21 protein-coding genes are annotated in these 25,842 nt (G+C 68.6%); 14 read left to right on the forward strand and 7 right to left on the reverse strand.

Annotated elements, in window-relative coordinates; genetic code table 11:
* Positions 1–66 precede the first annotated feature (66 nt).
* The 5 genes from A6A08_RS02585 to A6A08_RS02605 all read right to left on the reverse strand — a co-directional run bounded on the left by A6A08_RS02585 (position 67) and on the right by A6A08_RS02605 (position 8,597).
* The gene (locus A6A08_RS02585) at positions 67–1,362 is read right to left on the reverse strand and encodes a hypothetical protein (RefSeq protein ID WP_083608789.1); all 1,296 of its coding nucleotides are present in this window, start codon (positions 1,360–1,362) and stop codon (positions 67–69) included.
* A 171-nt stretch (positions 1,363–1,533) separates the two neighbouring features.
* On the reverse strand, positions 1,534–1,869 hold the full coding sequence (locus A6A08_RS02590) for a hypothetical protein (RefSeq protein WP_073700852.1): 336 nt from the start codon (positions 1,867–1,869) through the stop codon (positions 1,534–1,536).
* A 225-nt stretch (positions 1,870–2,094) separates the two neighbouring features.
* Entirely contained in the window at positions 2,095–5,226 is a 3,132-nt protein-coding gene (locus tag A6A08_RS02595; protein ID WP_143181638.1) for a hypothetical protein, read from the reverse strand.
* Positions 5,227–5,249: 23 nt separating this feature from the next.
* On the reverse strand, positions 5,250–7,616 hold the full coding sequence (locus A6A08_RS02600; protein ID WP_073700854.1) for a hypothetical protein: 2,367 nt from the start codon (positions 7,614–7,616) through the stop codon (positions 5,250–5,252).
* A gap of 114 nt (positions 7,617–7,730) precedes the next feature.
* Positions 7,731–8,597, reverse strand: coding sequence for a hypothetical protein (locus tag A6A08_RS02605; RefSeq protein ID WP_073700855.1), 867 nt, complete (start codon positions 8,595–8,597; stop codon positions 7,731–7,733).
* 770 nt (positions 8,598–9,367) lie between these two features.
* On the opposite strand from A6A08_RS02605, the gene A6A08_RS27305 reads away from it, so the two are divergent.
* From A6A08_RS27305 to A6A08_RS02625, 3 genes are all read left to right on the forward strand, one after another.
* Positions 9,368–9,772 (forward strand): hypothetical protein, encoded by a 405-nt coding sequence (locus A6A08_RS27305; protein ID WP_143181639.1) that lies wholly within the window; start codon positions 9,368–9,370, stop codon positions 9,770–9,772.
* An 81-nt stretch (positions 9,773–9,853) separates the two neighbouring features.
* Positions 9,854–10,180, forward strand: coding sequence for a hypothetical protein (locus A6A08_RS02620; RefSeq protein WP_143181640.1), 327 nt, complete (start codon positions 9,854–9,856; stop codon positions 10,178–10,180).
* The gene (locus A6A08_RS02625; RefSeq protein WP_073700859.1) at positions 10,177–11,418 is read left to right on the forward strand and encodes a zeta toxin family protein; all 1,242 of its coding nucleotides are present in this window, start codon (positions 10,177–10,179) and stop codon (positions 11,416–11,418) included. The genes A6A08_RS02620 and A6A08_RS02625 overlap by 4 nt, the downstream gene beginning before the upstream one ends.
* A 539-nt stretch (positions 11,419–11,957) precedes the next feature.
* Here the strand turns inward: A6A08_RS02625 and A6A08_RS02630 are convergent.
* The gene (locus tag A6A08_RS02630) at positions 11,958–12,578 is read right to left on the reverse strand and encodes a hypothetical protein (RefSeq protein ID WP_073700860.1); all 621 of its coding nucleotides are present in this window, start codon (positions 12,576–12,578) and stop codon (positions 11,958–11,960) included.
* A gap of 238 nt (positions 12,579–12,816) precedes the next feature.
* Between A6A08_RS02630 and A6A08_RS02635 the strand changes: the two genes are divergently transcribed.
* Complete coding sequence (locus A6A08_RS02635; protein WP_073700861.1) at positions 12,817–13,962, forward strand: DUF418 domain-containing protein; 1,146 nt, start codon at positions 12,817–12,819, stop codon at positions 13,960–13,962.
* 31 nt (positions 13,963–13,993) lie between these two features.
* On the opposite strand, the gene A6A08_RS02640 is transcribed toward A6A08_RS02635, so the two are convergent.
* The gene (locus A6A08_RS02640) at positions 13,994–14,863 is read right to left on the reverse strand and encodes a CPBP family intramembrane glutamic endopeptidase (RefSeq protein ID WP_073700862.1); all 870 of its coding nucleotides are present in this window, start codon (positions 14,861–14,863) and stop codon (positions 13,994–13,996) included.
* A gap of 265 nt (positions 14,864–15,128) precedes the next feature.
* Here A6A08_RS02640 and A6A08_RS02645 point away from each other — a divergent pair, with 265 nt between their 5' ends.
* From A6A08_RS02645 to A6A08_RS02700, 10 genes are all read left to right on the forward strand, one after another.
* The gene (locus tag A6A08_RS02645; RefSeq protein ID WP_143181641.1) at positions 15,129–15,854 is read left to right on the forward strand and encodes a DUF2029 domain-containing protein; all 726 of its coding nucleotides are present in this window, start codon (positions 15,129–15,131) and stop codon (positions 15,852–15,854) included.
* Between the two features lie 723 nt (positions 15,855–16,577).
* Entirely contained in the window at positions 16,578–16,820 is a 243-nt protein-coding gene (locus A6A08_RS27310) for a hypothetical protein (protein ID WP_143181642.1), read from the forward strand.
* Positions 16,821–17,245: 425 nt separating this feature from the next.
* Positions 17,246–17,740: a Clp protease N-terminal domain-containing protein gene (locus A6A08_RS02655; protein WP_143181643.1), complete on the forward strand. Its 495-nt coding sequence runs from the start codon at positions 17,246–17,248 to the stop codon at positions 17,738–17,740.
* 742 nt (positions 17,741–18,482) lie between these two features.
* Complete coding sequence (locus A6A08_RS02665) at positions 18,483–19,154, forward strand: hypothetical protein (protein ID WP_073700866.1); 672 nt, start codon at positions 18,483–18,485, stop codon at positions 19,152–19,154.
* A gap of 62 nt (positions 19,155–19,216) precedes the next feature.
* Complete coding sequence (locus A6A08_RS28495) at positions 19,217–19,675, forward strand: hypothetical protein (RefSeq protein ID WP_242422065.1); 459 nt, start codon at positions 19,217–19,219, stop codon at positions 19,673–19,675.
* Positions 19,676–21,133: 1,458 nt separating this feature from the next.
* On the forward strand, positions 21,134–21,802 hold the full coding sequence (locus tag A6A08_RS02680; RefSeq protein ID WP_073700868.1) for a GntR family transcriptional regulator: 669 nt from the start codon (positions 21,134–21,136) through the stop codon (positions 21,800–21,802).
* Between the two features lie 88 nt (positions 21,803–21,890).
* Positions 21,891–22,862, forward strand: coding sequence for a tripartite tricarboxylate transporter substrate binding protein (locus A6A08_RS02685; RefSeq protein ID WP_073700869.1), 972 nt, complete (start codon positions 21,891–21,893; stop codon positions 22,860–22,862).
* A 5-nt stretch (positions 22,863–22,867) separates the two neighbouring features.
* The gene (locus A6A08_RS02690; RefSeq protein ID WP_073700870.1) at positions 22,868–23,371 is read left to right on the forward strand and encodes a tripartite tricarboxylate transporter TctB family protein; all 504 of its coding nucleotides are present in this window, start codon (positions 22,868–22,870) and stop codon (positions 23,369–23,371) included.
* The gene (locus A6A08_RS02695; RefSeq protein ID WP_073700871.1) at positions 23,368–24,879 is read left to right on the forward strand and encodes a tripartite tricarboxylate transporter permease; all 1,512 of its coding nucleotides are present in this window, start codon (positions 23,368–23,370) and stop codon (positions 24,877–24,879) included. Before A6A08_RS02690 ends, A6A08_RS02695 begins: the two co-directional genes overlap by 4 nt.
* 51 nt (positions 24,880–24,930) lie before the next feature.
* On the forward strand, positions 24,931–25,800 hold the full coding sequence (locus tag A6A08_RS02700; protein WP_073700872.1) for a dihydrodipicolinate synthase family protein: 870 nt from the start codon (positions 24,931–24,933) through the stop codon (positions 25,798–25,800).
* Positions 25,801–25,842 lie beyond the last annotated feature (42 nt).

Here is a 25,842-nt window from a genome sequence, read left to right on the forward strand (position 1 = left end):
TCCTTACCTCCCGCCTCTCGACGTCCTCGTCCGTGTGATCGGCCCCGCGCTGTGTACCGCTCCGCGTCAGTACGTGATCAGGGCCTCCTCGCCCGCGTTGACCGATCCGGCGGATTCGACGCTGCGCAGCGCCACCTCCAGCTCCAGCAGGTCGCTCAGGGAGTCGATCTGGTAGTCGGTCTTGAGGCGGTAGTAGTCCTGGTAGGCCTGCGTGGTGTTGTTCATGATGTCGCGCAGCGGATCCATCGCCTGGCCCGATTCCCGGTACTCCCTCAGGTCGTTGCCGTCGGTCAGGCGCCACTCCATGTCGTTGGCCGCGAACCGGGAGCTCTCCTCGTCCTCGGCGCGGGCCTTCTCGCCCAGGAACGTGACGTAGGAGGTCTCGTCCTCGGGCATGATCGCGTCCAGGTAGCCCTCCTCGACCGAGCCCGAACGCCAGTCGAAGTCGTAGCCGCGCGGGTGCACCCAGTCGGTCTCCAGCGCCAGCGTGGACTCGGTGGCGGCGTCGGCCCCCTCGCCGGTGACGGCGTCGCCATCGACCTGCACCGGCACCTCGGGCGGTTCGATGAACACGCCGTCGACGTTGACCCGGTTCATCTCGCCGTTGTACTCCTCGATCCGGTTGAGGACGGCGCCCATCTCCATGAGCTGCTCGTCCATCGCCTCGCGGAGCTCTTCCTCCTGTTCGGCGATGACCAGCTCGTAGTACATGGCGGAGGGGTCGATGCGCGCGCCCGCCAGCGAGGCCGCCTCCTCGGTGCCGGAGGCTCCGGGGTTGAGGAACAGCCGCCACTGGTCGAACTCGGCGAAGGAGCCGTCGTCCTGCAGGTCCTCACGGAGCGCGCGTCCCGCGTCCTCCTGGTAGACCAGTTCGCTGTTGGCCCGCAGGGTCAGGCTGATGATCTGCTGCTCGAACGGCGCGTCGGAGTCCAGGACCACCCCGAGGTAGCCGGTGGAGCCGAACACGACGATCGAGCCGGTGATGGTGGTCCGCAGCGGCTGGGTGTCGAGCTGTTCGTTGGAGCCGGTGAGGAAAGCCTGGTAGTTGATGGCGTCGGTGGAGAACGACCCCGCGTCGGAGTCGCGGAACCGCATGAGGACCAGGGCGCGGGTGCCCTCCTCGTTGGTGTAGACCCCGTCGACGCTGCCGGACAGCTCGGTCCTGGAAGTGGTGAACGACGCGGTGTACAGCGCGGTCTCGTCCAGCCGGGCCCGGTTGTTGCCGACGGCCGAGATGATGGTGCTCACCAGCAGGAGCACGAAGGTGGCGGTGATGATGCTGGTGATGACCCCGAACCGCTCGATGGCGTGGTGGGGTCCCAGCTTCATCCTCGCCGCGAAGGCCTTCGTGGTCTCTTTCATCCCCATGTGCTGCAAGCCCTTCTGCTGCTCTGCCTTCGGGTGCGCAGGTGCGCAAGGCCTACCGCGACCGCGGCGGCGCTTTCTCAGCGACGGAGGGCGTCTCCTGGACGTACGAGAGGGTCGGCAGTCCCATGGCCGCCGACCCTCTCGCTTTCCCTGACCGAGGGTCGGCTAGGCAGTGGACCCGGGGAACCCCTGGAGGAGGATCATGCCGCCGCCCAGGTCCTCGATGGTGGTCTGGCCGCCCTCGGCGATGTTGGAGATGAGACTGAACCCGCCGGCCATGAGCGCGCCGCCGACGAAGATCAGGCCGAGGATCTTGATCCAGCTCGTCTGGTCCTGTTGCGACGCCATCAGCTTCTTGATGAGCAGGACCCCGCCCCAGATGACTCCGACGGTGCCCATGAGCGCGAGGAGGCCACCGCCCGCCGTACCGGCGTATTCGCGAGCGTTGTCGAAGAAGGAGATGAGGTCCCACTCCGCAGCGGGGAGGTTGGTGATGTTCATGCTTTTCCTTGTCCTGTTCGGATCCGACGCATTGCGCGCGGCGATGGAGGGCTCGACGGGTCCGCTGGGGGTATGGGGGCTGAGCCGATTCTAGTTGTCGGGCATATCCGGAAGCAACACTTTTCGATGCCCTTTACCCTGATATATGAGGCTAAAGGGAGCACGGATCGCGCCGTTGGCCGCAGGGCGTGAACGGGGGTTCCGCCCTTGCTCCTCCATCGGTTCTCACTTCTTCCTGTTGTTGCCTCGGCTCGGTTTGCGCGAGTTCCCAGTCCGTTCTCCGGTCGGCTTCGGAGCACCGCCGGATTTACCTCCACTGCCGCCGGTGGGCTTCGAACCGCCGCCACCGGATTTGCCCCCGGTGCCGCCGCTCACCAGGCCCGCGGTGTTGGACACCGTGCGTCCGGTCTGCTGCATTTGTTGGCCCTGGTTCATACGACGCACGTTCTTGGGGTTGGGGTTCTGGTTGTCGAGGGACGACTTTCCGGCCCGTTCCTTGTGCTCGTTCGCCTGGGCGTTCTTCGCCGTGGCCGAACCGCCCTTCTCCATGGCCTTGCCCCCCGACTCGGCCGCACCGGCGGCGTCACCAGCGAAGCCGCGGCCGACGGCGACCCCGGCGTGGACGCCCGCCTCGACACCGTCCTTACCGGCGCTGAGCCTGGCCGCGTCGGCCTTCCTGTACTCCTCGCCGGACTGCTGAACGGAAGCGACCCCGGCCTCCAGCGGGTCGGCGTCGTCGCCGACCCGCGGGTTGTCCGGGTCGGCGCTCCCCGGAGGCAACGACAGCCCGTCGGTCTCGACCCGTCGGCCGAGCGCGGTCTCCCGCTCGGCGTCCCTGCTCTCGCCGCCGGGGTCCAGACCCGCACCTGACTGGTCGTCGTCACCGTCACCCGAGGTGAGTTCGCCGGGCCCCTCCAGCGTGCCGTCGGTGTCCACGTCGCCATCGACTCTGGTGTCGCTGCTGTTTCCCGCCGAAGTGCTGATCCCCTCGGGACCGCCGCCGTTGGTACCGCCCGCGTTCGGTCCCTTGCCGCCCTTGGGGCCGCCACCGCCCATCATCCGGTTGCCCATCGCCGCCCCGGCACCGGAGGAGGCCCCGGAGGTGAAGGCCGGCACCTTGCCACCGCCGCCACCACCGGGGGGCGTGACGGAAGAGTCGGTGAGCTTCTCGACCACCTTGGTGGCGGCCTCCTCCACAGCCTTGACCAGCGTCTTGCGCAGGCGCATCGCCATGACCGTGAAGAGGATGACCAGGATGATCGACACCAGGGTGACGATCATGGTGATGAGACCTCCGGAGGCCAGGAAGGCGAGCATCGCCGACGCCTCGTCACCTTCGGCGCTCTGGTTGAGGATCCTCGCGAACGGGGTCTCGATGATGGTCGGGAGGCTCAGCAGGAACTCCTGCACGAACTTGTACAGGGCGATCGTGACCAGGACCTCCATGACCAGCGCGATCGAGTAGACGATCACTTTCGCGATACCCGAGATCGCGCCCAGTGTCGCGAACGGGATCGCCGCGATCAGCTGGAAACTCCTGCGGATGTTCCCGACCAGCATCGCGAGGGCGTACCCGACGCCGATGGTGATGAACGCGCCCAGCAGCACCGCGGCGTTGAACCAGTACACGGCGCTCATCGTCCCGGTGCCCACCATCGACACCGAGTTGTGGATGGACCGGGTCGCCTCGCTGGTGGTCCTGCCGGAGGAGTAGGCCGTGTAGGACGTCGGCCCGAAGTCGGTGTTGAGGTAGTTGTACATCGCCAGCGGTGCGAGGTTGCACCGCCTGGGGCTACCGCTGTCCGTGGCCAGCTCCAGCCCGCAGCTCTCGACCCCGTCACCTGTGCTGAACCTCCTGCCGTGATCAGAGTCGCTGGCAGTCAGGCCCGTACCGCTCACCGAGATCAAGGGGTTGTCGGGAACATCCACCTCCTTTTTGTCGCTACCGACGTTCACGACGGCTTCCGGATCGCCGATGTACTGCTTGAACCACTTGCGCGCGCAAACGTTCTCGCACGCGCGGACCTCGTCCGACAGGGTCGACTTGGACTCGGACTCGAACGACGAGGCGGACAGGTGGTCGCTGTCCATGTACCGCTTCAGGAGGCTCGAGACCTGGGCGTAGTGCGTCTCCCTGAAATCCTCTTCGCCACCGCCCAACGCACCACCCCACGGGGCGTCTCCGTCCAGCGAGCTGGTCGCCTCCGACAGGCCCAGGACCTGATAGTTGATCTGCAGCGCCAGACTGCGCACGCTCGCCTGGGATCGTCCGGAGGGAGCGTTCTGGCTGTCGTCCCATTCGACGTACACCTCGCCCCCGTCCGGCACCCGCAGGCGGTGCTGCATCGCCCAGCCCTCGAAGTCGACGTACGTGGAGAGCACCACGCGCGTGGAGCCCGAGTTCCCCTCGTCAGTGGCCTCGGCCATGGCGTTGAGCATGCCGGTGTACATCGAGCCCAGCAGCGGCAGGCCCAGACCGATGAAGAGCATGCGGATGAACAGCTTCTTCAGGCCCGAAGCCTTGTCGAACTGTTTGAACAGCAGAATGCTCATCAGGAAGACACCGATGAACACCGGGACCATGACCTGCCACGCGAGGTCCTCCAGGAACCCGTACCAGTTGTTGATAAAGGTGAGCAGGCCGCTGAGGGGTATCCGATCCTCCCCTTCATTGGTCAGGCCGCCGGTCATGCCGTCGGCGAACACCTCGTTGCTGATCGCGTCGTAGAACAACCTGAACGGGTTCAGCCAGATCAGCGCATCGATGAGGATCGACCACAGGGCGTCGACCCCGGCCGAGACCGTGTACAGGAGGAAGATGATCCCGCCGAAGACCGCGTTGAAGAACCCCAGCGAAAGCCCTGTGCTGGTGGAGTCCAGCCCCAACCCGTTGAGCGTGGCACCGAACAGCGCGAAGTCCCGCGCACCCTCCACCCCGGAGAGTCCGGAGCTTCCGCTGCCGACCAGAGTCTCGTAGCCGACGCTGTCCGAGGACTGGGCCACGCGCGAGTTGAGCCATCCCGCGATCGGGTTGTAGTCCTCGTCGGCGTAGCCGAGCATCGATCCGGCGCTGGCCGGCTGTTCCAGGAGGCCGGTCCATTTCTCCTCGTTGAGGCTGATGTCGCTGCCGGGCTCCTGCGCCGTGGAGAACAGGGCCGTCATCGACGACGAGAGCCGGTAGAACGACAGGGAGTCGAGCTCCTCGTCGCTGACTTCGTCGGCGTGCGCGGTGCCCGTCAGCAGCAGGGCCAGCGGGAACGCGAGCACCAGTGCCCGCAGGACCAGGCGCACGAGGACACCGGGCCTGTCCGAGGACAGGCCCCGCCGCCCACCCGGGGGCGCGCCTTGCTCCAGCATCCGTTCGCTCCCTCTCACCTCGGTCACCGGCCGCGTCCCCTGCGGTCGCCCCGCATGGCCCGGCCCTGGTCCCGACCCTGCTGGCCTGAGGGGCGGGTCGGCTTCGCCCGCGGCCTCATGCGTTCGGCGCGCAGCCGCGCCTCGGCCCCGTTCTCGGCCACGCGCTGCGCCCGCTCCTCGGCCATGTCACCCTTGGCCGCCACGACGGCCGAGGACTGCTCCCGTTCGGTCCGCCCCCGTCGCCCCGCCCCGATGAGCTGGGCGCGCCGCTCGGCGCGGGCCGGGTTGACGCCCAGTGCCAGGTCCAGGTGGAAGACGACGTTGGTGTGTCCCCGTCGCAGGTAGGCGAGATTCTCGCCGCGCGTGGTCACCAGGCGTTCCAGGTCGGGTGGGATGTCCTGGTGCAGCTGGCGCTGGTACTCGGTGACGGTCGCGTCGCGCATCGGACCCAGGACGGTCCAGTCGGCGGCGTCGAAGCGGTTGAACGCCGAGTCGGCGAGCATCCGGTCGATGTCGTTGTACAGGTAGGCGACCCGCCCGCCGCGCAGGAACAGGTGCCCGAACTGTTCGCTGAGGTAGTCCTTGACGCGGTCGTCGATGTTCTCGGCGCCGTGGATGATCACCGTGTCGCCCAGGCCGAGGTTGTCGACCGCGAAGCCGATGACGTTGACCAGCTGGGCCATCGCCACCCCCTTGCCGCGCTTGAGCAGCCGCGAGAAGTCGTAGAGCACGCGGCGGGCGTCGGCCACTCCGTCGATCTCGTCGTTGGTGTGGGTGTTGAACAGGTCGCCGTTGTTGTCCAACAGGTCCTTGAAGACCAGGCGCAGGATGTTGTAGGCGTGCAGCGCCTCGTCGTCGCGGGCGGTGGAGTTGGCCAGCGCCCGGTACTGGGTGTCGAAGTAGGTGACGATGTCCTGGAGGCGCGGCACCTGGGTGTGCGGGACTCCCACCACCCGCAGCCGGTCCCGGTTGTGCTTGGCGTTGCGCGCCCACATGCCCTTGTCGACGTAGAACTGCGTCAACGTCTCCTTGAGCGAACCGCGGATGATGGAGCGGTCCTGGTCGGTCGTCTCGTAGGCCTGCTCGGCCATGAGCACGACCTTCTCCAGGTGTGCCGGGAAGATGCCGAGCTCGTCCTCCTGGGATCCGAACATCTCGAACATGTTGATATCGCCCGAGTTCATGTCCAGCCGAGCGGTGAGCGCGTCCAGGCGCGGGCCCAGGTCGTCCAGGCGGGCCCCGTCCAGGATGATGTGCACGGTCCGGGCGTTGGACAGCAGCGCCGCCTGGGAGATCTTCGACCCCCACATGTCGGGCACGTGCGCCCGGTCCAGCACCGGGTTGACGCCGTTGTCGGCGACGACCACGTGGTGGTCGTAGGCGTTGACGTCGAAGAGCACCGCGGAGTTGTTGACGTCGCCGACCATGTACCCGACGTACTCGCCCGCCGGGTCGTTGAGCCCGTTGGTGACCAGCGAATGGGATCCGGCGAACTCCACGCTGGTGAAGTGGAAGCCCTTGCCGCGCTTGCGTTCGGTCTTGCCGAAGAGGTTGGTCAGCTCCTGACGCTGCTCGCCGGGGTAGGCGGCGACCGTGAGGGTGCCGAACCGGTCGATGTACAGGCGCCTGATCCGTTCGACGGCGTCGTCCAGGACCTCCAGGCTGGGGGCCTTGACCAGGAGGCGGTTGTGCACGTGCAGGTAGCTGGCACCGTCCTGGATCTCACCGGCGACGATCTCCATGTCGTCACTGACCTTGGCGGCCTTGCGCCGCGAGGTCATGGTGCCGGATTGTGCCTGCTCTCCCTCCTCCAGGCGGTCGAGCTTCTCCGCCGTCTTGATGCGGTCCTCGATCCACTTCTCGCCCATGCGGCGGACCTGTTCGAGCACCACCACGGTGACGTCCTCGGGCAGTCCGGTCGGGATCCGGTTGATGCCCCAGAACGCGGCGAAGTCGTCGCGGGCACCGTCGTCGTGGAAGAAGCCGAGGATGCAGGCGTGGTGGCCGTCGATCCGGAAGTAGTCGCTGTGGAAGACGTAGCGCTCGCGCGGTTTGACCGCGAGCAGGTGCGGGTGGTCCTCGAAGGTACCGCCGAGCTGGCGTTCCTTCTTCCGCGCGGCACGGCGCTCGGCGGCGCTCATCCCCTCGGAGGCGTCGTCGTCCTGCTCGGCCTCGGCGGCGGCCTGTTCGGCCGCCCGCCGCTCCCGCTCCTTCAGGTTGGCGAACGAGACGCCGAAGCCCTCAGAGCTCGCGACGATCTGCCCGTCCTTCCTCGTGTCGGCGGCGGCCTGCTCCGTCCGACCCGTGGCGTGGGTGGTCCCCAGGAGCGCGCCGGGCAGGTCCCTCCGCGAGGTCCCGGTCGCGCTGCCTCGAAAACGTCTACCGGCCATGCGCGCTCTGCACTTTCTCCTCGTAATGTCAGCAGCTGATCGGCTTCTTGGCGTGACCGGCCCCGCGTCCCGGTCACAGAGGTGTCCATCCGTCCGCGCGGCCGTGGAACCGCCCTACCGCCCGGCGGTGTAGACGGCCCGCAGCATGTCGTTGAGATCCTCGGCGTTGAGCATCGTGGCCTGCTTGATCATGAGGCTGGAGCCCTCGGCCTCGGCCCGCACCAGGGCGTGCGCCCGGCGCAGCGACTCCAGGTTGTCGCCCTTGATCACCAGGTACTGGTGGATGGAGGTGAACTGCCCGCCCACGTAGTCCTTGAGGATCGAGTACCGCTCGTCGAGCAACTCGAACAGCTCGGGGTCGCGGACTTCGAGGTCGCGGTTGAGTAGTTCCAGGTTGCCGAGCTGCCGGTAGACCCTCTGGGGCTCCTTGGTCGTGACCCAGATGAACTCGGCGTTGTTGTCGACCTTGCGCCAGAAGGCGTCGACCCGGTTGAGGATCGCCTGCTTGTCCTCGTCGAAGACCAGCACCGAGGCGGATCCGACGACCAGGTAGGCCTGGCCGACGGTGCCGTCCAGCCACTCGATGTAGCCGGTCTCGTCGATGCCCTTGACGCCCAGCACGGAGTAGAAGCCGCTGGGGTTGGATCCGCGCCGGGTGATGACGCGGCGCGCGGACCGGGGCAGGTACTCCAGGAGCGCCGGCAGCGACGCGAAGCGCATCTCCTTGGTCTTGGAGTACTGGCCGAAGAAGGCGGTGGTCGCCAGCCACCAGATGACGACCAGGAAGATGAGCCACCCGTCAGCGCTGGAGACGAACGTCGAGGTGGTGACCCAGAACAGCAACAGGATGGAGGCGGCCCAGAACAGGAGCACCTTCATCGGCAGAGGGCGCATCTGCCATCCGCCGCCCGCCAGCGCGATCTCGTGGTCCAGGAAGGACCGGTCCAGGCTGGTAGGGATCTTGAAGACGCTCTTGGCCATCACTCACCTACTCTGTTTCTGCTCGTCTACGAGCGACACCTTACAGTTACGGTCGGACGGTTCCCGTTGCTCGCCCACCTGTGCGCGGTCGGTTCCGGCGCGCCCGTCACGGGTCGCTTTCAGGCCGACGGGCCGCTTCTCCGGTTCACGTTCCTGGGAAGGCGCAGGTGACATCTGTGGTGACTGGGGGATCGGGGTGGGGGTTCGGGCCAGGGAGTCGGGTTGGGGGTCGGGGATTCCGATGGGGAAGATGCCGAAGGTCTCACGATGGTTCGGCTGAGGGGCCGACGCGGAGAACTCGATGGAGACGCGGGGATGCTCACGGCCGCGCACCCTTGGTGATATCGGAGAGAGCGCCCGAGGACAAGGGCAGGCCGGGATGGCTGCCTACCGAGAGTGGCGTGAGCAGCAGGGCCCGGGTCCGATCCCCTCGATCATGCTCCCGCCCGCGCTCATGGCGTTCTCCAGTGGAGACCTGACCTCCGAACGTCTTCGAAGCCCCTCGGACGCCTGTGATGACGGCCGCGACCCAATCGATCACCATCGTGCCCACGCCCCGGGGGCAAGACCCGGCTCGGATGGTGCGGGCAACCAGGTTCAGGATGCGGCGCGGCAACGGCAGAGCGACACGGTGGAACAGCATCGGGACCCTTGGTCGGGTGGCGATTCTTGGCCGAAAACTCCTCCACCAGGGTTTCTTGCTGTCAGGGGTGGTTTCGTCAGACCGCCACAAGGCCGTGACCTGCTCCTTCATGATGAAATAGTGAAAAATGTTCAGCAGATGGAGCCCGGGCGACACAGATTCAGATGTTATCATCACGCCATCCGGCACCCGAGGAGATGGCTTCCGTGAACAGCGAGAACAAAGCCGAGCAGCGCAGTTCGCCCCCCGAGGACACCTTCCTATTCCGCCGGACATGGACCTGATGGAATACCTGAGCCTGAAAAAGAAGGCCAAATCCTATATTAGGATGGTGATGTATCTATACTCCAACCTGGCCTTCAACGAGGAGAATCCCGAACAGAAAGAAAAATACGACAATGAGAGCAATAGGCACTCGAAACTACTGAAGTCCATGAAATGGATGAACATGGAGATGGCGAAACCGATCGTCGCTGAATACCCAGAACTCATCCGCCAGCTTCGCGAGAAGGAAAAGCGGAGTGATGCATGAGCCACTCCAGTGACCCTCGGGACGCTGCTTTGGACATGGATGTTGTGATCACGCTATTCGACGCCTGAGGAGATGATTTTCGTGAACGACCGGAACAAGGGTGAGCGGAGCGACTCGACTCCCCGAGGGCACCTTCCTATTCCGCCGGGCATGGACCTGATGGAATACCTGGAGTTGAAAGAGGACGCAAAATCCTATATTCAGACGGTGGGGTATCTCTACGTGGACCTGGCCTTCCACGAGGAGAACCCCGAACAGAAAGAAAAGTACGAAAATGAGAGCAAGCGGCACTCGAAACTACTGAAGTCCATGAAATGGATGGAGGTGGAGGTGGCGAAGCCGATCGTCGCTGAATATCCAGAACTCATCCGCCGGCTTCGCGAAAAGGTAAAGCAGAGTGAATCGTGAGCCACTCCAGTGACCCTCGGGAAGCCGCCTGGATTGAGCTGCGCAAGAACCAGCGCATCAGCGACCTCATTCCCGAAGATGTTCCCGCTCGTCCGGACGGTGAGAAACCGCAGTTCATCATCATCACGGGTCAACAGGCCGCGGGTAAGACAACGACTCAAGAAGCGGTGATCAACGCCCTCGGGGAACAGTCGGTCGCGAGCTACGACGGCGACGACAACGCCGAGATCCATCCACGGTACGCGCAGATCATGCGGGCCAACGGCCTGCAGGGCCAGTCCGCCGTTGAGCGGAGGCTGCCCACCGACCTCCACGAGGAGCTGATCGGCCACCTTCGCGGTGACATGGGCGGCCCCAAGTACGACGTGGTCGCCAGCCACCCCTTCGGACAGCCGGAGCACGCCGACTACTGGCTCGACGCATTCCGCGATCGGGGGTATGAGACGACCGCGGTGTTCGTCGCGACCCACGAGTCGAACAGCATGCTCGGTATCGCCCACCGCTACCAGAGGGGCCGTGATAAGCCTTCGAGAGGGTACGGGCGGTGGGTCGACCCTCGTTTGCACGATGCGTCCTACACGAACAACCCCCACATCGCCCACTACCTGGAATCCACGGGCAAGGTCGACCACATCTACGTGACCGACCGCAACGGCGAGGTCCTCTACGAGAACCACCGCACCCCGGACGGGTCCATGCAGAACGACCTCGGCGCCCGCGAGGCGATCACCGAGGAGCGCAACAGAACCCCCACCCCCCAGGAGATCGCGCGCTTCGACTCCACCGTCGCCTACATGCGCAGCACGGATCCCGCGGTGCGTACCGAACCGGTCGATGACATGGTCACGATGACCGTCGACTACGCGGAGCAGGATCACCGGGACCTGCGGAGTAAGGGAACCACGGTAGCGGCGCCCACGGCGTCCGGGCCGCGCAGGAGAATCGGTGAGGCGCTCCAGGAGCAACTCCAGGACACGACCGCGGTGCCGGAACCGGCCAAGACCGGTGCGGTGTCCAGAGCCGCGCGCATCGCCCAAAGCGGACAGCTCCCCTCCGGCACCTCCAGAGCCGCGCGCATCGCTCAGAATGGGCAGCTCCCCTCCGGCACCTCCAGAGCCGCGCGCATCGCTCAACGCGGAACTGTCCCGTCCGGCACACGCTCGCAGAACACTGGCAGCACACCGGAACCGAGCAACAGCTCACCAGACAGCGGAGGTGACCGCGGCATCGAGTTCTGAGCAGCCCCCCGCGGTGGCTACCCATCGGATCGGGTGGGCGGGGACTTGCTCCCGATGTCCTTGCGATGGGTGCGGGTGGTGTGGGCGACCAGTTTCAGGGTGCGGCGTGACAGAGGCGAAGTGGCGCGGCAGAACAGCATTGGTGCCCTTGGTCGGGTGGCGGTTTTTGTCCGAAAATCCTTACACCAGGGGTTTCTTGCTGGCAAGGGTGATTTCGCTAGATCGCTACAAGGCTGTAACCAGTACCAGACCGGGTCAGGCGACCGGGGATACGGCAAGTAACGCCCGACAGGCGGCACCGCACCTCCCGACGGAGGATGACACCCGAGTACCCCCGCGACCTTTCGTCGCGGGGGTACTCTCCTCCTACAGAGCAACTGGCCGTGTTTCTTACAGGGTGCGGTAGAGGCCCTGGCATGCACCGGGCTTCTGCGGATCCGTGTTCCTGGACCGCATACGCCCCCGTTCTCGCGAAAGAGAAAGCTCCGGGAGGTGGCGGGAGGCATCTCCCGAGGCTGGGAAACCGGTACGGCCACTTCCTAATCGTCGACCTGGATCCAGTTGCCGTTGGAGTCGAGCTGCCAGTCGCTACTGACCACGGGCTCGTGGACGAACAGCTCGCCACCCTGCATGACGGCGATGTCGGCCCGAACGAAGTTTGGAACCCTGTCCTCATCCTCGAGGATTATCGACAAGGCCGCCTCCACGGTGTTCTCGTCGTCGGTCGGCGAGACGGCACACCCCAGGGGCACCACCGCGGAGCTGTAGTCCTCGCTGAGCTCGACATCGTCCAGGCTCTCGTTCGTCAGGATGTCAGCCATGCGCTCTTCCTTGCTGGCGTCGTGGTCATCGGCCGTGTCCTCGATGTGTGCGAGGAGGCGGTCGAGTGCGCCATCGGCGTACTCGAACCGGTACTCCACGGCGCACTGCGAAGGGTCGTCGGACTCGACCGCGGTGACGGTGACGGACTCTTGCAGGCGGTTCTCGGCGTAGTCGTCTTCCAGTTCGATGAGCTCGTCGGGGACACGGAACTCGATACTGGAAACCGGCTCCGTCACCGGCTCGGTGAAGTCGTAGACGACTGAGCTACCGCCGGAGCACGCGGTCAGGGCGAGTAGGGCGGCAAGACTCACAGCCGCGGGGGTCTTCGCGGTGGTCACGGTGGGGGTCTCCTTGATTTGACTGGAAAACCAGGGGGTTCGACGCCTCCTAGTGTGCAGCATCGAGATCGCCCCGGCATGGTCGATATGGCACGTCGCATGTCCCATATCGGCCATGAGAACCTCACCACCGCGAGCAGCCCCACGAGGAGCCCCACATCGCGGCCCCGGGCCGCGCATCTGGTAATTTCACCTCATGTGCCCTGGTAAACCAGCAGAAACGCCAGCACCAGGCACAATGATCGGCTCCGCCGGACGCCTGCTCGTGCCGGACCTGGCGCGAGGAGCGATGCTGCTCCTCATCGCCGCGGCCAACACTCATTACTGGTTCCGACAGGACCCGAACGCGTCCGAAATCGCCGAGACACTCGTCTCAGGCCTGCTGCACCTGCTGGTCGACGGACGGGCCTACCCGCTCTTCGCCCTGCTGCTCGGTTTCGGCCTGGCGACGATCGCGCGCGGGTCCATCCGGGAGAGCCTGGCCACCGGCCTCGACCGCGAGCAGGCGGAACGGCGCGCCACGGCGCTGCTGCGCGGGCGGGGCCTGTGGCTGCTGGCCTTCGGCGCCGTGCACGCCCTCGTCTTCGCCCAGGGCATCCTCGGCACCTACGGGCTCGTCACCGTACTGGTCGCGGGCGTCATCGCCGCCCGCCGCCGACGGGTCGCACTGCTGTTGGCCGTCCTTGGCTGTGCGCTGTCGACGTCCTTCCTGGTGGTGGCCGGGCCCGAGGCGGTGCTGGCCCGCAGCCACGGTCTGGCGGCGCAGGCCCTGTTCGACGAGCATCTCGCCGGGGTCGTGGTCAACCTGGCGATCTGGACCGTCACGACGCCGGCGACGGTCCTGACCTCGATGGCGCTGCCCAGTGCACTGCTCGGAGCATGGCTGGCGGGCCAGGGGCTGATCGAGCACCCGCACCGGCACCGAAGAGAACTCGCCGGTGTGGTCCTGGTCGGACTCGTCGTGCCCGCCGCGGCCTTCCCGATGCTGTGGATGAGCGTGGGCGGCACCGGCGTCCTGGCACACGTCCTGATCGCCTGGCACCAGGGCCTGGCCGGACTGCTGACTGGGACCGCCTTCCTGGCGCTCGTCGCCCTGGTCGCCTCACACCGCGCGGCGGGCACGGGGGTCCTCGGCCGGGCGCTGGTGGCCACCGGGAAGCGTTCACTGTCCGTCTACCTGTCGCAGACCGCGCTCCTGGCGCTGGCGGCCGGAGCGCTGCGCGTCCGCGGCGTCGAAGTACTGGCCTCGGTCTGGCAGCTCACCGTCGCGGCCGTCATCTGGTCGATCTCGGTGCTCGTGTGCTCCCTGATGGAGCGACGAGGGGTTCGGGGGCCCGCCGAGCAGGCGCTGCGCCGCCTGGTGGCCGCGGGCGTGCGGCGATGACGGTCTCCCGAGCCGAGGGGTCGGTACACGGTCACCGTGGAGGGGAGGTCCTCCCGTCGCGGTCGTCATCGCCGCGGGTCGGGTGCAGCACCATCAGGACCCCGGCCGCGCCCAGCAGCACGGCGGCGAACACCGCGGGGGTCGCCATCGCCTCCACCAGGGGCACGGGCACCACGACCGAGGCGAGGTTGAACAGCGCGTGCAGCGCGACCACCGGCCAGAGCCTGCCCACGTGCTCGTAGACGAAGGCCAACAGCACCCCCAACGGCAGTGCCACGGCGACCTGCACGAGGTTTCCGTGCAACGCGGCGAACACCACCGAGCTGACCAGCGCCGAAGCCAGCACCGGCAAGCGGCGCCGCAGCAGCGGGTGGACCAGGCCGCGCATGAGGGCCTCCTCGCCTGCCGGGGCCGCCACGAACAGGGAGAACAGCAGCAGCGCCACCGGCGCCGCGTTCTGGGCGCTCTGCGCGGTGTCGAAGGCGGACGAGCCGAGCGCGGCGTAGAGCCACACGGCCAGCGACTGGCCCCCGAGGAAGCACAGCAGCAGGCCGGCGAGGACGAACACCCAGAACCGGGTCTCCTTCGCCTGCTCCGAGACGGGCCGCGACGACCAAGCGCCGAAGGCCCAGCGCCGCCAGACCACGACCGCGCCGAACACCACGGGACCCGAGACCGCCGCGCCGAGCACCGCCGAACCCGAGAGCAACCCCACCGACAACGACACGGCGACGTAGAGGATGAGTCCGAAGGCGCACTGGGCGATGATCGCCGTCCAGGAGCGGGATCGGCCACCGCGGGCACTCGCCGAACCCTCGGGGCTCGGGCTCGCGGCGCTGTGGTTCAGGCGTTCGGCCAGCAGGCGAATCGCGTCACCGACGGGGGGTCTTCGGTTCGCCACGACAGTTGGTCCTCCACTCGCCGGTACTTCCGTCGGCTGGTCGGGTCACGCTCGCGCGGCTGGTCGCCACCGGCACGACCGCGCATGGGGGCGCAACACAGCCTGCCATCCCTCAGCCGTGGTCAGGTTCCCGAGACCGCACTCGTCCGCCCGGGTGCCATGATGGCTCTGTTCGTTCGCTCGCGGGGTGAATGTTCTGGTTTCTTCCTCTCGGTGGGGAGCACACCACGACAGCACGGCGCCCAGCCGTCCTGTCGCAGCACACGTGGAAGAGCACGAGGGGAAGGCGATGGCGGGCATGGGCGGCGAGACGGGCCGGGGCACGGACCAGGGCTCGCAGGGGAAGGACGTAGCGGATCCCGGGGACCGTGCGCCCGAGGACGGCACCGGCGACGCCGCGGAGTCGGCCGAGGACCTGGCGCCCACGCGGCTGCCCGCGCTCGCCGTGGTCCTGGCCTTCCTCGTCCCGCCGGTGGGGGCGGTGCTGGGCCACGTCGCGGTGCGGCGCACCTACTGGCGACGCGGCCTGTCGCGGCTGGCGGTCGCGGCCGGGTGGACGATGACGGCGTTGAGCGCCAGCGGGGTGCTCCTCTACCTGGGCTACCAGAACGAGGTGGCCCGGGCTGAGGCGCTGGCGGCCGCCGAGGAGCAGGCCCAGGAGCAGATGCGCCAGGCGATCGCCGACAGCCCCAGCTACGGGCTCGTCGACGAGGAGTTCTGCCAGACGCTGACCGAGGTCGCCGAGATCTCGCCCCGCACCGAGTTCGTCACCAGCCAGGAGCAGATCAGCGGCGCGATGGTCGAGGGCTACGAGACGCTGGCGGGGACCGACACCCCGAACGCGCAGGTCTACGGCGACTACGCGCGGTACCTGGTCTCGTTCAGCGACCACGACGTGGACGAACACGTCGCCCGGGCGGAGGCGCTCCAGCAGGCGGTCAACGAGGACGTGCTGGCGTGCCTGCCCCTCGTGGACGAGACCCTGGAGTAGGCCCCGCGAACGAGGAAGCACACGAACAACGCGGTTCACACGCGCACGCCCAGCCCCGACGGAACCGTCGCGTCCCGGCACGGACGGCCGAACCGGGCGTCCTGCTCGGCCTGGGGCCGCGTCCCAGGCCTCGTTCGACGGGACGGTAGCCCTCGCCAGCGAGCCGCCGTCGGGCCCGCCCCAGGGCGCGTTCCTGGCCGAGGATCTTCCACGCGGACAGGTCGCCCTCGGCGGGGTCGGCGTCCAGAACCTCGCCGAGTGCCTCCAGGTCCACGGGAACGGAGACGAGAGCCGTCACATTCACCTGCTCCCCGGGGCATGGACCAGTTCGTCGGCGAGGAGGTCATCTCCCTCCCAACCGCGTTCGCCCAGACCCGCGATACACCGCCGAGCCTGGGCGACCAGTCCGGGCGACCCCGCACACAACCCGCCGAGCGCAGCGGCCCCCGCGTGTTGCAGCACCGCGTCGAGCGGACGCCCAGCGAGGACGACAGCCAGATCAGCGGTCTCCGCGCGGGTCCGAAGGTACTCCTCGGACGTCCACCCGTCCGGGCCTGTGAGGCTGTCACCACCAGGCCCAGCCAGATCGAGAAGCTCCACCAGATCAGAGTGGACTCGGCCCGGCACAGCGGAGACGATCCCGTAGGCGGCTACCGCGGAGGAGGATCCTGTCTCCTAGCCTACTGTCAGCGCGACCGGACACACATAGAGCGGGAGACCCCCATGAAGACCACCATGCGTCCAGCCCGCTGGCCGGTCGTCTTCACCGGTCTCATCACGGGAATCGGAGCGCAATGGGTGGTGCTGGGCTGGCTGACCGAAGGCCGGGTCAGCGGCATGGCACTGGTCTTGACCGTCTTTTGGTCGTTGTTGCTGGTCAACACCACCAGAACGTACAAGCGTGAACGCCGCGCCCTCCTCACGCATCAGACCGCTTCTCCCACAGAGGAAGAGCCATCCCCGTAGTCCCCTGCCGCCCCAGCCCCACAAGCACAGACCGGGAGCCCCCACTCCATGCGGCCCCGCCGAAGCTGTGACACCTGCTGGGCTTGATCGCCGTACTTGTAGTGCACGTCATCCTCGTGGTGGCACCACCGGTCATCGGCGGCAAGCCGTACGGGGCGACTCTCGCCTGAACGCTCATCGTGGTGTTCGCGAGCAAGGCGTACCGAGCGCAATGGGCTCATCTCCACGACTGTCAAGAGCGCTCCCCATCCGAGGAAGAGGCCGAGGTCGTAGCCGTTCGCCATCGCTGTGGTGTCCTCGTCCAAGACGTAGGCGGACCGGACACGGACCGGAACCGGAGAGCCTTCCATGCGGGCGTAGGCCACCCCGGGCAGGTGGAAGGAAGGGACGGGGCCGCCCCGCTCGACCGATGCGAGACTGGGAGGATGTTCGAACGGTTCACCGACCAGGCGCGGGATGTAGTGGTGCGGGCGCAGAGCGAAGCAGTCGCGCTCAAGCACAGACGTATCGGCGGCGGACATCTGCTGCTGGGACTGGCCCAGGAAGGCAACGGCCTCGCGGCCGACACGTTGACATCCCTCGGGCTGGATCAGGAGGCCGCCCGGACGGAGGTGGCCCGCCTCGGCGGACGGAGGAGTCGGACCCTCCGGAGCTACCGACGATTCGCCCCTGAGGCCAAGAAGGCCTTGGAGGGCTCCCTTCACGCCGCTCTGGAGCGAGGGCACAACTTCATCGGGACAGAGCACATCCTTCTCGGGCTGCTGCGTGAGGAGGACAACGTGGCCTCCCACGTCCTCCAGAACCTCGGCATCCCTCCTGAACACGTCGTCCAGCACGTACACCGAACTCTGGACGAGTTGGCGAAGTACACCCGGGATCCTGACCAGGCCTCCCTGCTCCGACTGATGCGAGAGCAGTAGCCGTGTCCGGCCCGTTCACCGGTACGGACGGAGTGCCCGCTCCCTGCGCCCCGGTGACGGCCGGTGGGTCGGCGCGCCCCGGACAACTCTCAGGAGGGACCGTGTCCGAGGAATGGGGCCGTATCGACGAACTCGTCTTCAGCGGACGTACGATCCAGGCCGCCCGGGCGATCAGGGAGCGGTTCGGTCCCATGTCCATGCGCGACACCATCGAGGCCCTGGGAGAACGTTTCGAGCATCTGTGTGACAGCCCCCCGCCGGGTTCACGGTGGGCATCGACGGCTACTGGGATGGCTTCCACTCGTGACCGTTCGTGCCACGCGCGCTGACGGCGGGCGTCCTTGAAGGTGGGTCGCCCTCGTCTCCCGCCCCGGTTCCCCGGGGCGGCGTTCCACCGGTTCCGGGCCACCACGGCGCCGCGGGACTTCCCCGGTCCGCGCGTCGAAGAGCTCCCGTTACCCGTGCGGGGCCTCGGCACCGACATGTCCTGGACCCCCTGGCTCGTCGACGAGCGGTTCAGGAACCGGACACGCGTTGTACTCGCCGGGGCCGTGACCTCCCCTTTTCCGTGCCTCCCGGCGCCGCGTGCTCTGACGGCACCGGGCCGGGCTCCCGGGGCGCTCCCCTCACCTACCGACGGGTGCGCGCCGCCGCGTCCTCATCCGACACGCGTACCTGGTCAAACCATGGGTGCGTTTTGGGAGGGGCTTTGGGGGCAGGCGCAACCACAGGAGGTGGCCACATGGAGACCGGAACCATTGTCATCATCGCCATCATCGTGGTAGCGGTGGTCGTCATCGCCGGAGGAATTGCGATCGCTGCGCGGTCCTCCCTCCTTCCGGGTCGGCGCACCACCCGACTGAAGAAGCGTTTCGGCGCGGAGTACGACCACGCCGTGGAGGCCCACGGCGACGCGGCGGCCGCCGAACGCGATCTGTCCGAGCGGCTCCGCCACCGCAAGAACATGAAGCTCCGCAAGCTGAGCGACCAGCAGCGTGCGGCGCACACCGACACGTGGGCCGTGGTGCAGCAGGAGTTCGTGGACGACCCCGTCCGCTCCGTCCGCAGCGCCCGCGGTCTGGTGGAAGCGATCATGATCGATCGCGGCTATCCCGACCGCCCCGCCGACACCGGTGACACCTCGGGCTTCGAGTCGCGCCTCAGGGACCTGTCGGTGGACCATCCCGCCGCGGTCGCCGAGTTCCGCCGCGTGCACGCCTCCGGACGTCCCGTCGAGGCGGACCAGACCGGCACCGAGCACATGCGCGAGGAGCTGGTGGCCTACCGCGGACTGGTGGAGGGCCTGCTCGGCGAGCTGCCCGCCGCCGACGGCACGGACCACCGGACCGCGCCGCGGCCGAGGGCCGCGACGGACCAGCCCCAGCGGGACCGGGGACCGAAGACACAGCGGTGACCGGCTCCGACGGCGCCTCAGCGCGCACGGAGCGTAAAGGACACCGACGAGAGGAGGCCGAGATGGCCGAGCACGCGACACGCTTCGGAGGAAACCGGGGAACGGAACAGGACGTGTACCAGCAGGATGCGGCCGAGGTGCCCGGGCCCCGAACGGATTCCGGTGCCCCGGATGCGATGGCGGTCGACGCGCAGGTGACCGATCCGGCGCCGGGGCGCTCCACCGCCGACACCGGTCACGGGGCATGGCAGCTCGGACCGCGCGGTATGGACCCCGAAGCGGTACGCAAGCGCTGGAGCGAGGCGCAGAACAGGTTCGTCGACGATCCCCACCAGGCCGTGCGCGAGTTGGACGCACTGGCGGCGGAGGTCACCGACGCCGTGGTCGCCGAGATCGAGTCGCGCCGCTCCGCGCTCCGCGCCGCGTGGAACGACGACAGGGGCACGGACACCGAAGCGCTCCGACTGGCCCTGCGCGACTACCGCTCCTTCGTGGAGCACCTGGTCGGCGGCACCGCCTGACCGCGAACGTCCGCCGTGAGGCGGACCGGGCCCTCGCGTCCGGTCGGCCGCGGCCGGGGAACTCCGTTCCCCGCGCCTCGGCGACCGGCGCGGTGGCGGCTGGAGGTCCTGGTCGCATCGGGCCGGGGCCTTCGGCGTGTCCGGGGACGGGCGCGGGCGGGTCGGTCGCCGTGCGCCGCCCGCTCGGGACGGAGCCCCGGCCGCCCATGGCGCACGGATCTCGGTCTCCTTCTTCGATTCCCGCTTTCCACCACGACGCCGTTCACCTGCCTGGTCGGCGATCAGGAATCTCATGGCACACGTCGGCGGCGTGGAAGCGACGATTCGTGTCGTTTTCGGCTGAGACTGTTCCGCGTACCCCTTGACTTTTTTCCGGTCACTTATACGCCCCTTATTTCGGCCACCGATTCATCCGCCGGATAGGCGACGTGGTCCCGAACGAGGCACCGCTGCTCATGGCCGCGGGCCCCGTCCGGGACCGCTCTCGGCGTCGCCCGGGTGGTCGGCTCCCCCCGGACCGCCGCACCGGCCGCCTCGGGCTCTCCGCCGAGGAGCGCCTCCGCCGGGGGCGCCGGGGAGGCCATGAGGTCCGGACATCGGAGTTTCCTTCCACCGAGAGGGCGGTGCGAATACAGGGGGAAGGCCAGGAAACAACGGGAGAAATGACGTGATGACCGGGGACCTGCCTCGTCGAGAAAAGGCCCGAAATGACCGTCATCGCCTGACCGGAAATGACGCTACCACGCTGCATCCCTGCGAACGCAAGCCGTGATCACGCCTTTTTCGATTCCGGCACCGACCCGCCTCCGGAACCGTGACCGCCCCTCTCCTGGAGCACCGCCGACCACCTCCGCGAACACGGCCCCGGCCCGTACGCGCACGTGTCCGCGTCAACGCCTGACCAGCCCGCGTTCGCGGCCTCGTGGCCCGACCCGGTCACCGGGACCAGCGCGCCCCACCGGCTCAGTGCGTGAGGACCCCCCGGCTCCTCCGCGCGCCTGGAGCATCCGCGTGCCTGGAGCGGTGCCCTGCTGAGGTCGCCCCCCGAACAACCCCCTGCCCGGCAGGAGCCCGGAAGCGGCGCCGGTCCAGCCCCGGGCATCCCCTGGATCCCCCTCTTCCCGGGCCTCAGGCTCCCCTTCCCCCAACACCCACGGCCGCCGGCAGCGCTGTGAATCCATGGGAACGCTCCGCGACCCACAGCCGCGTCGACCGCGCCGCCACCCGGACGAACGCCGAGCGCAACGCCCTGGTAACGGTGCGGTACCGGAGAGGGCCCCGCCCGGACCGGCGACGGTAAAAAATTCCTGGATCCGCGACCGCCCAGAAGCCCTGGGACACCGGGGAAACCTCTGGCCTGCGGCGGCGCACCCCCGACCATCCTCCGAACCGGGCGTTGACACGCGTCACACTGTGATCCAATGTGGTTAACCGTTAACAGTTAACCGAAAGGAAACCATGTCGGAGATCCTGCCCATCAAGCAGCAGGCACTGGGCGACAAGGTCGCCGGCGAACTCCGGCGCCTGATCATCACGGGACGCTACGCACCCGGGACGTCGCTGGTGGAGGGCCATCTGGCCGAACAGTTCGGGCTGAGCCGGGGGCCGATCCGCGACGCCCTCAAGCTCCTGGCCTCCGAGGGGCTCATCGACACCAACCGCCGCAGCGCCACGGTCGTGGGGCTGGACGGAGACGACATCGACGAGCTGTTCTCCCTGCGCGGTTCCCTGGAGCGGCTGGCGCTGGAGATCAGCCTCGACCGCGACCGCGCCGGGCTGAGCGCCGGGCTCCAGGAGCCCCTGCGACAGATGCGCAAGGCCCGCGAGGACCGCGATCCCGACGCCTTCACCGCCGCCGACGTGCGCTTCCACTCGGTTTTCTACGAAACCGCCGGGCACCGGCGCCTCGCCGACGTGTGGGCCCAGTACCGGCCGACCATCGAGGTGCTCCTGCTGGCGTCCAACGAGCGCTACGAGGACCTCGGACCCTCCGTCACCGCACACGAGGTCCTGGCCGGGCTGGTCGAGTCCGGCGGCACCGAGGCCGTGTTCGCGGAGCTGCGCGAGCACCTGGACAACGCCCGGCTCCGACTGCGTACGCCCTACACCCGCCCCGGCACCGACTGAGCCGACGGCTCCGCACCACCATCCCTCGGCTCACGTCCCGCAACCCAAGACACACGGAGCCGAACCACCGAGCGATCCGGAGAACACCATGCGTTCCACCACCTTCCGCCTGACGGCCGCCGCACTGGCCGTCACAGCGCTCACCGCGGGCTGCGCGGACAGGGGCGGTGTCAGCGAGGACACGACCGACTACCCCAGCCAGGACATCACGCTCGTCGTGCCCTACGACGCGGGCGGCGCCTCCGACCTGGCGGCGCGCACCCTGGCCGCCGAGATGGAGGAGTCCCTCGGGCAGAGCATCATCGTGGAGAACCGCAGCGGCGGCGCCGGATCCGTCGGACTGCAGGACCTCGCCGGCCGCGCCGCCGACGGGTACAGCATCGGGTACCTGCCGGTCGAGACGGTGATGCTCGGCTACCAGGGCTACGACGTGGACCCGGCCGACTACGACCTCGTGGGGCAGATGGTCTCGGTCCCCGCCACCATCGCCGTCCCCGCGGACAGCCCCCACGAGACCCTCGACGACCTGGTGAAAGCCGCCAAGGAGGACCCCGACTCCGTCACGGTCTCCAACTCGGGCGCGGGCTCGATCTGGGAGGCCGCCACCCGCGAACTCGGCGCGACCGCGGACGCGGAGTTCCGCCCCGTCCCGTTCGACGGCGGCGCGCCCGCCGTCACCGCCGCCGTCGGCGAACAGGTGGACGCGGTCGTGGCGGGCATCTCCGAGACCGCTCCCGCGCACGAGGAGGGTCAGCTCCGCGTGCTCGCCGTCTTCGACTCCGAGCCCTCCGAGGCGCTGCCCGACGTGGAGACGGCCGGCGAGCAGGGAGTCGACGTGGTGATCGGCGGCTGGGGCGGCATCGGCGCTCCGGCGGGTGTGCCCGAGGAGGTGCTGGACAAGCTGGAGGAGGCCTTCTCGGCCGCCGCGGAATCCGAGGAGTTCCGCACCATCATCAGCGACTCCGGCAACATCCCCGTCAACGTCCCCGCCGGGGAGTTCGCGGAGTTCGTCGAGTCCGAGCACGCCCGCTTCGAGCAGTTGCTCGGGGACGAGGGCTGATCGCCGTGTCCGATCCCCGGACCGGGCCGGGCGCGCCGCCCGCCGAGGAGGCGGCGCGCCCCGGGTCCCGCACACGCGAGCTGGTCCCGGCCGCGGCCGGCGCCGTACTCGGCCTCGGCGCGTTCGCACTGGCCCTCCAGATTCCCGAGGGGGCCCGACTCACCCAGTTCAGCCCGCGCTGGTGGCCCGAGGTCCTCTCCCTGGCGCTGGTCGGGCTGGGCCTCGCCCACGGTGCCGTCTCACTGCTGCGCCCGCGGGGCGCGGAGGAGGAGGCCCCGGAACCCTCCACCCGCTCGGGGGCCCTGCGGCTGCTCTCCATGCTGGCGGCCGTCGCGGGCTACGGAGTGCTCTGGTACTTCGTCGACTTCCGGGTGTCCACGGCGATCCTGGTCGCCGCGCTGGCCTTTCTCGGCGGCGGACGCGGCTGGAAGGCGCTCATCGCCTTCCCGGTCGTGGTCACCGCTGTCCTGTACCTGCTGTTCGGCGTCTTGCTGAGGGTGCCACTATGAGTCCGCTCGTCGAGGGCTTCAGCGCGCTGCTGGACCCCACCGTGCTGCTGTGCATCGCCGCCGGCGCCCTGCTGGGCATGCTGGTCGGCGCCTTCCCCGGTGTCACCGCGACCATGACGGTCGCCCTGGCCAGTGGCTTCACCCTCTCGCTGGACCCGCTGCCGGGTCTGGCGGTACTGCTGACGATCTACGTCTCCGCCAACTTCGGCGACCGCGTCCCCGCCATCCTCGTCAACACCCCGGGGACGCCGGCCTCCATCGCCACCACCTTCGACGGCTACGCGATGGCGCGCCAGGGCCGGGCCGGACTGGCGCTGACCTCGTCCGCCTTCGCCTCGGCCTGGGGCACGCTGGTCGGCGTCGTCCTGCTGATGGTCGCCGCCATCCCGCTGTCCCGCCTGGCGCTCAACTTCGGTCCCGCCGAGATGTTCGCGCTGGTGGTGTTCGGCCTGACGATGATGATCGGCGTGTCCGGGGGCAAGGTCCTCAAGGGGCTCGTCGCGGGCGTGCTCGGCCTGCTGCTGGCGACGGTGGGACGCGATCCCATCACCGGGACCCCGCGCTTCACCTTCGGGCTCGCGGAGCTGTCGGACGGCATCCCGTTCATCGCGGCCATCATCGGCCTCTTCGGCATCGCCGAGGTCATGAACCAGATCCTCACCCACCGCCGGGGAGCCGCCTCCAAGCCGATCACCGACTTCGGAAGGTGGTTTCCCCGCCGCTCCGACTGGCGCACCATGCTCAAGCCGATGGCCATCGGCAGCGGAGTGGGCGGCGTCGTCGGCGTGGTCCCCGCCACCGGCGGCGACATCGCGGGGATCCTCGGCTGGGACCAGGCCCGGCGCGCGTCCAGGCGGCCGGAGGAGTTCGGCAGGGGCTCACTGGAGGGCATCACCGCCGCCGACACCTCCTCCAACGCCACGCTCGGCGGCTCCGTCACGACCACGCTCGCGCTGGGGCTGCCCGGCGACTCGGTGATGGCGGTGATGATCGGCTCGATGGTCGTCTGGGGCATCCAGCCCGGACCGTCCCTGTTCGCCAACCAGCCCGACCTGGTGTACAGCATCGCCGGGATCATGCTCGTGGCGACGGTGCTGGCGCTGGTCGTGAGCGTCCTGCGGATGCGGGGCGTGGCCAGGCTCCTGGAACTGCCCCAGCACTTCCTGTGGGCCGTCATCCTCGTGTTCTGCATGGTCGGCACCTACGCCGTCAACAACAGCGTCTTCGACGTGGCCGTGATGCTCGTGTTCGGCCTCCTCGGCCTGTTCCTGCGCCGCTTCGGCATCCCCCCGGGGCCGGTCGTCCTCGGCCTGATCCTGGGCTCGCTCGCCGAGGGCAACCTGCGCCGGGCACTGGAGATCGGCGGTGTCGGCACCATCGCCACCAGCCCGATCGCCGTGGCCCTGCTCGTGGTCAGCGCCGTGGCCCTCGCCGCCCCGCCGCTGCGCTCCGCCTGGCGCCGCCGCCATCCCCGCGAGGACCGCGGGACCCCCACGCCCACCGCGTGACTCCTCCTCCGATTCCCACCGCACGCCCTCTTCCCTAAGGAGAACCCGCCCATGCCCGCCCATGCACAGGTGATCACCGCCCTGCCCACACCGTTCACCGCGAACGAGGAACTCGACACAGGAGCCGTCCGGGACCTGGTCACCGCGGTACGCGACCGGGGCGCGGACGGGGTCTTCGCCGCGGGGACCACCGGCGAGTTCACCGCCCTGGACGACGACGAGCGCCTGCAGGTCGTGCGGATCGCGCTGGAGGTGTTCGGTCCCGACGGCGTCTACGCGCACGTGGGCGCGGCGGCCCCCCGGCAGGCCGAGCGCCTCGCCCGGGCGGCGGTCTCCTCCGGTGCCCGCCGCCTGGCGGCCGTCACCCCCTTCTTCCTGCCCGCGCCCGAGGACGCTCTGCTGCGCTACTACGAGCGGATCGTGGCCGCGGCCGGAGACGCCGAGGTCCACGCCTACCTGTTCCGGGTCCGCTCCACGACCCCCGCTCCCCCGTCGGTGCTGCGGCGCCTGGCGGAGGTGGGCGTACGCGGCGTCAAGATCAGCGGGGAGAGCGACGATTCCGTCCGCTCCTATCTGGAGGCCGCGCCCGGGGGCTTCTCCGTCCTGTCCGGGAACGACGTCGCCTTCGGGGAACTCGTCCGCGCCGGGGGCACGGGCGTGGTGTCCGGCGTCTCCTCGGTCTTCCCCAAGCCGTTCGTCACCCTGCGCGACGCCCTGCGCGCCGGGGACCGGGAGGGCGCCGCGGCGGCGGGACCGCTCGTGGAGCGCGCGGTCGCCGCGGTCAAGGGGGGCAGCATCCCCCACCTCAAGGCGGGACTGGATGTCCAGGGGCTGTCCGCCGGCCCCGCCCGCGTGTGCGAGGGGCGTGTGAGCGCCGAGGACCTCGACGTGCTCAGGGAGACCGCGCGAGCCCTGTCCTGAGGCACCGCCCCGGCGCGGCCGAGCGCCCGTCCGCCCAACGAA

Source organism: Nocardiopsis sp. TSRI0078 (genome assembly GCF_001905145.1).
GTDB lineage: Bacteria > Actinomycetota > Actinomycetes > Streptosporangiales > Streptosporangiaceae > Nocardiopsis.

Coding starts and splice junctions, on each gene's coding strand:
- A6A08_RS02595 (WP_143181638.1), bottom strand. CDS start 5,226: ATGCTGGAGCAAGGCGCGCCCCCGGGTGGGCGGCGGGGCCTGTCCTCG.
- A6A08_RS02600 (WP_073700854.1), bottom strand. CDS start 7,616: ATGGCCGGTAGACGTTTTCGAGGCAGCGCGACCGGGACCTCGCGGAGG.
- A6A08_RS02700 (WP_073700872.1), top strand. CDS start 24,931: ATGCCCGCCCATGCACAGGTGATCACCGCCCTGCCCACACCGTTCACC.
- A6A08_RS02605 (WP_073700855.1), bottom strand. CDS start 8,597: ATGGCCAAGAGCGTCTTCAAGATCCCTACCAGCCTGGACCGGTCCTTC.
- A6A08_RS02635 (WP_073700861.1), top strand. CDS start 12,817: ATGATCGGCTCCGCCGGACGCCTGCTCGTGCCGGACCTGGCGCGAGGA.
- A6A08_RS02655 (WP_143181643.1), top strand. CDS start 17,246: ATGTTCGAACGGTTCACCGACCAGGCGCGGGATGTAGTGGTGCGGGCG.
- A6A08_RS28495 (WP_242422065.1), top strand. CDS start 19,217: ATGGCCGAGCACGCGACACGCTTCGGAGGAAACCGGGGAACGGAACAG.
- A6A08_RS27305 (WP_143181639.1), top strand. CDS start 9,368: ATGTTCAGCAGATGGAGCCCGGGCGACACAGATTCAGATGTTATCATC.
- A6A08_RS27310 (WP_143181642.1), top strand. CDS start 16,578: ATGAAGACCACCATGCGTCCAGCCCGCTGGCCGGTCGTCTTCACCGGT.
- A6A08_RS02585 (WP_083608789.1), bottom strand. CDS start 1,362: ATGAAAGAGACCACGAAGGCCTTCGCGGCGAGGATGAAGCTGGGACCC.
- A6A08_RS02685 (WP_073700869.1), top strand. CDS start 21,891: ATGCGTTCCACCACCTTCCGCCTGACGGCCGCCGCACTGGCCGTCACA.
- A6A08_RS02695 (WP_073700871.1), top strand. CDS start 23,368: ATGAGTCCGCTCGTCGAGGGCTTCAGCGCGCTGCTGGACCCCACCGTG.
- A6A08_RS02590 (WP_073700852.1), bottom strand. CDS start 1,869: ATGAACATCACCAACCTCCCCGCTGCGGAGTGGGACCTCATCTCCTTC.
- A6A08_RS02680 (WP_073700868.1), top strand. CDS start 21,134: ATGTCGGAGATCCTGCCCATCAAGCAGCAGGCACTGGGCGACAAGGTC.
- A6A08_RS02665 (WP_073700866.1), top strand. CDS start 18,483: ATGGAGACCGGAACCATTGTCATCATCGCCATCATCGTGGTAGCGGTG.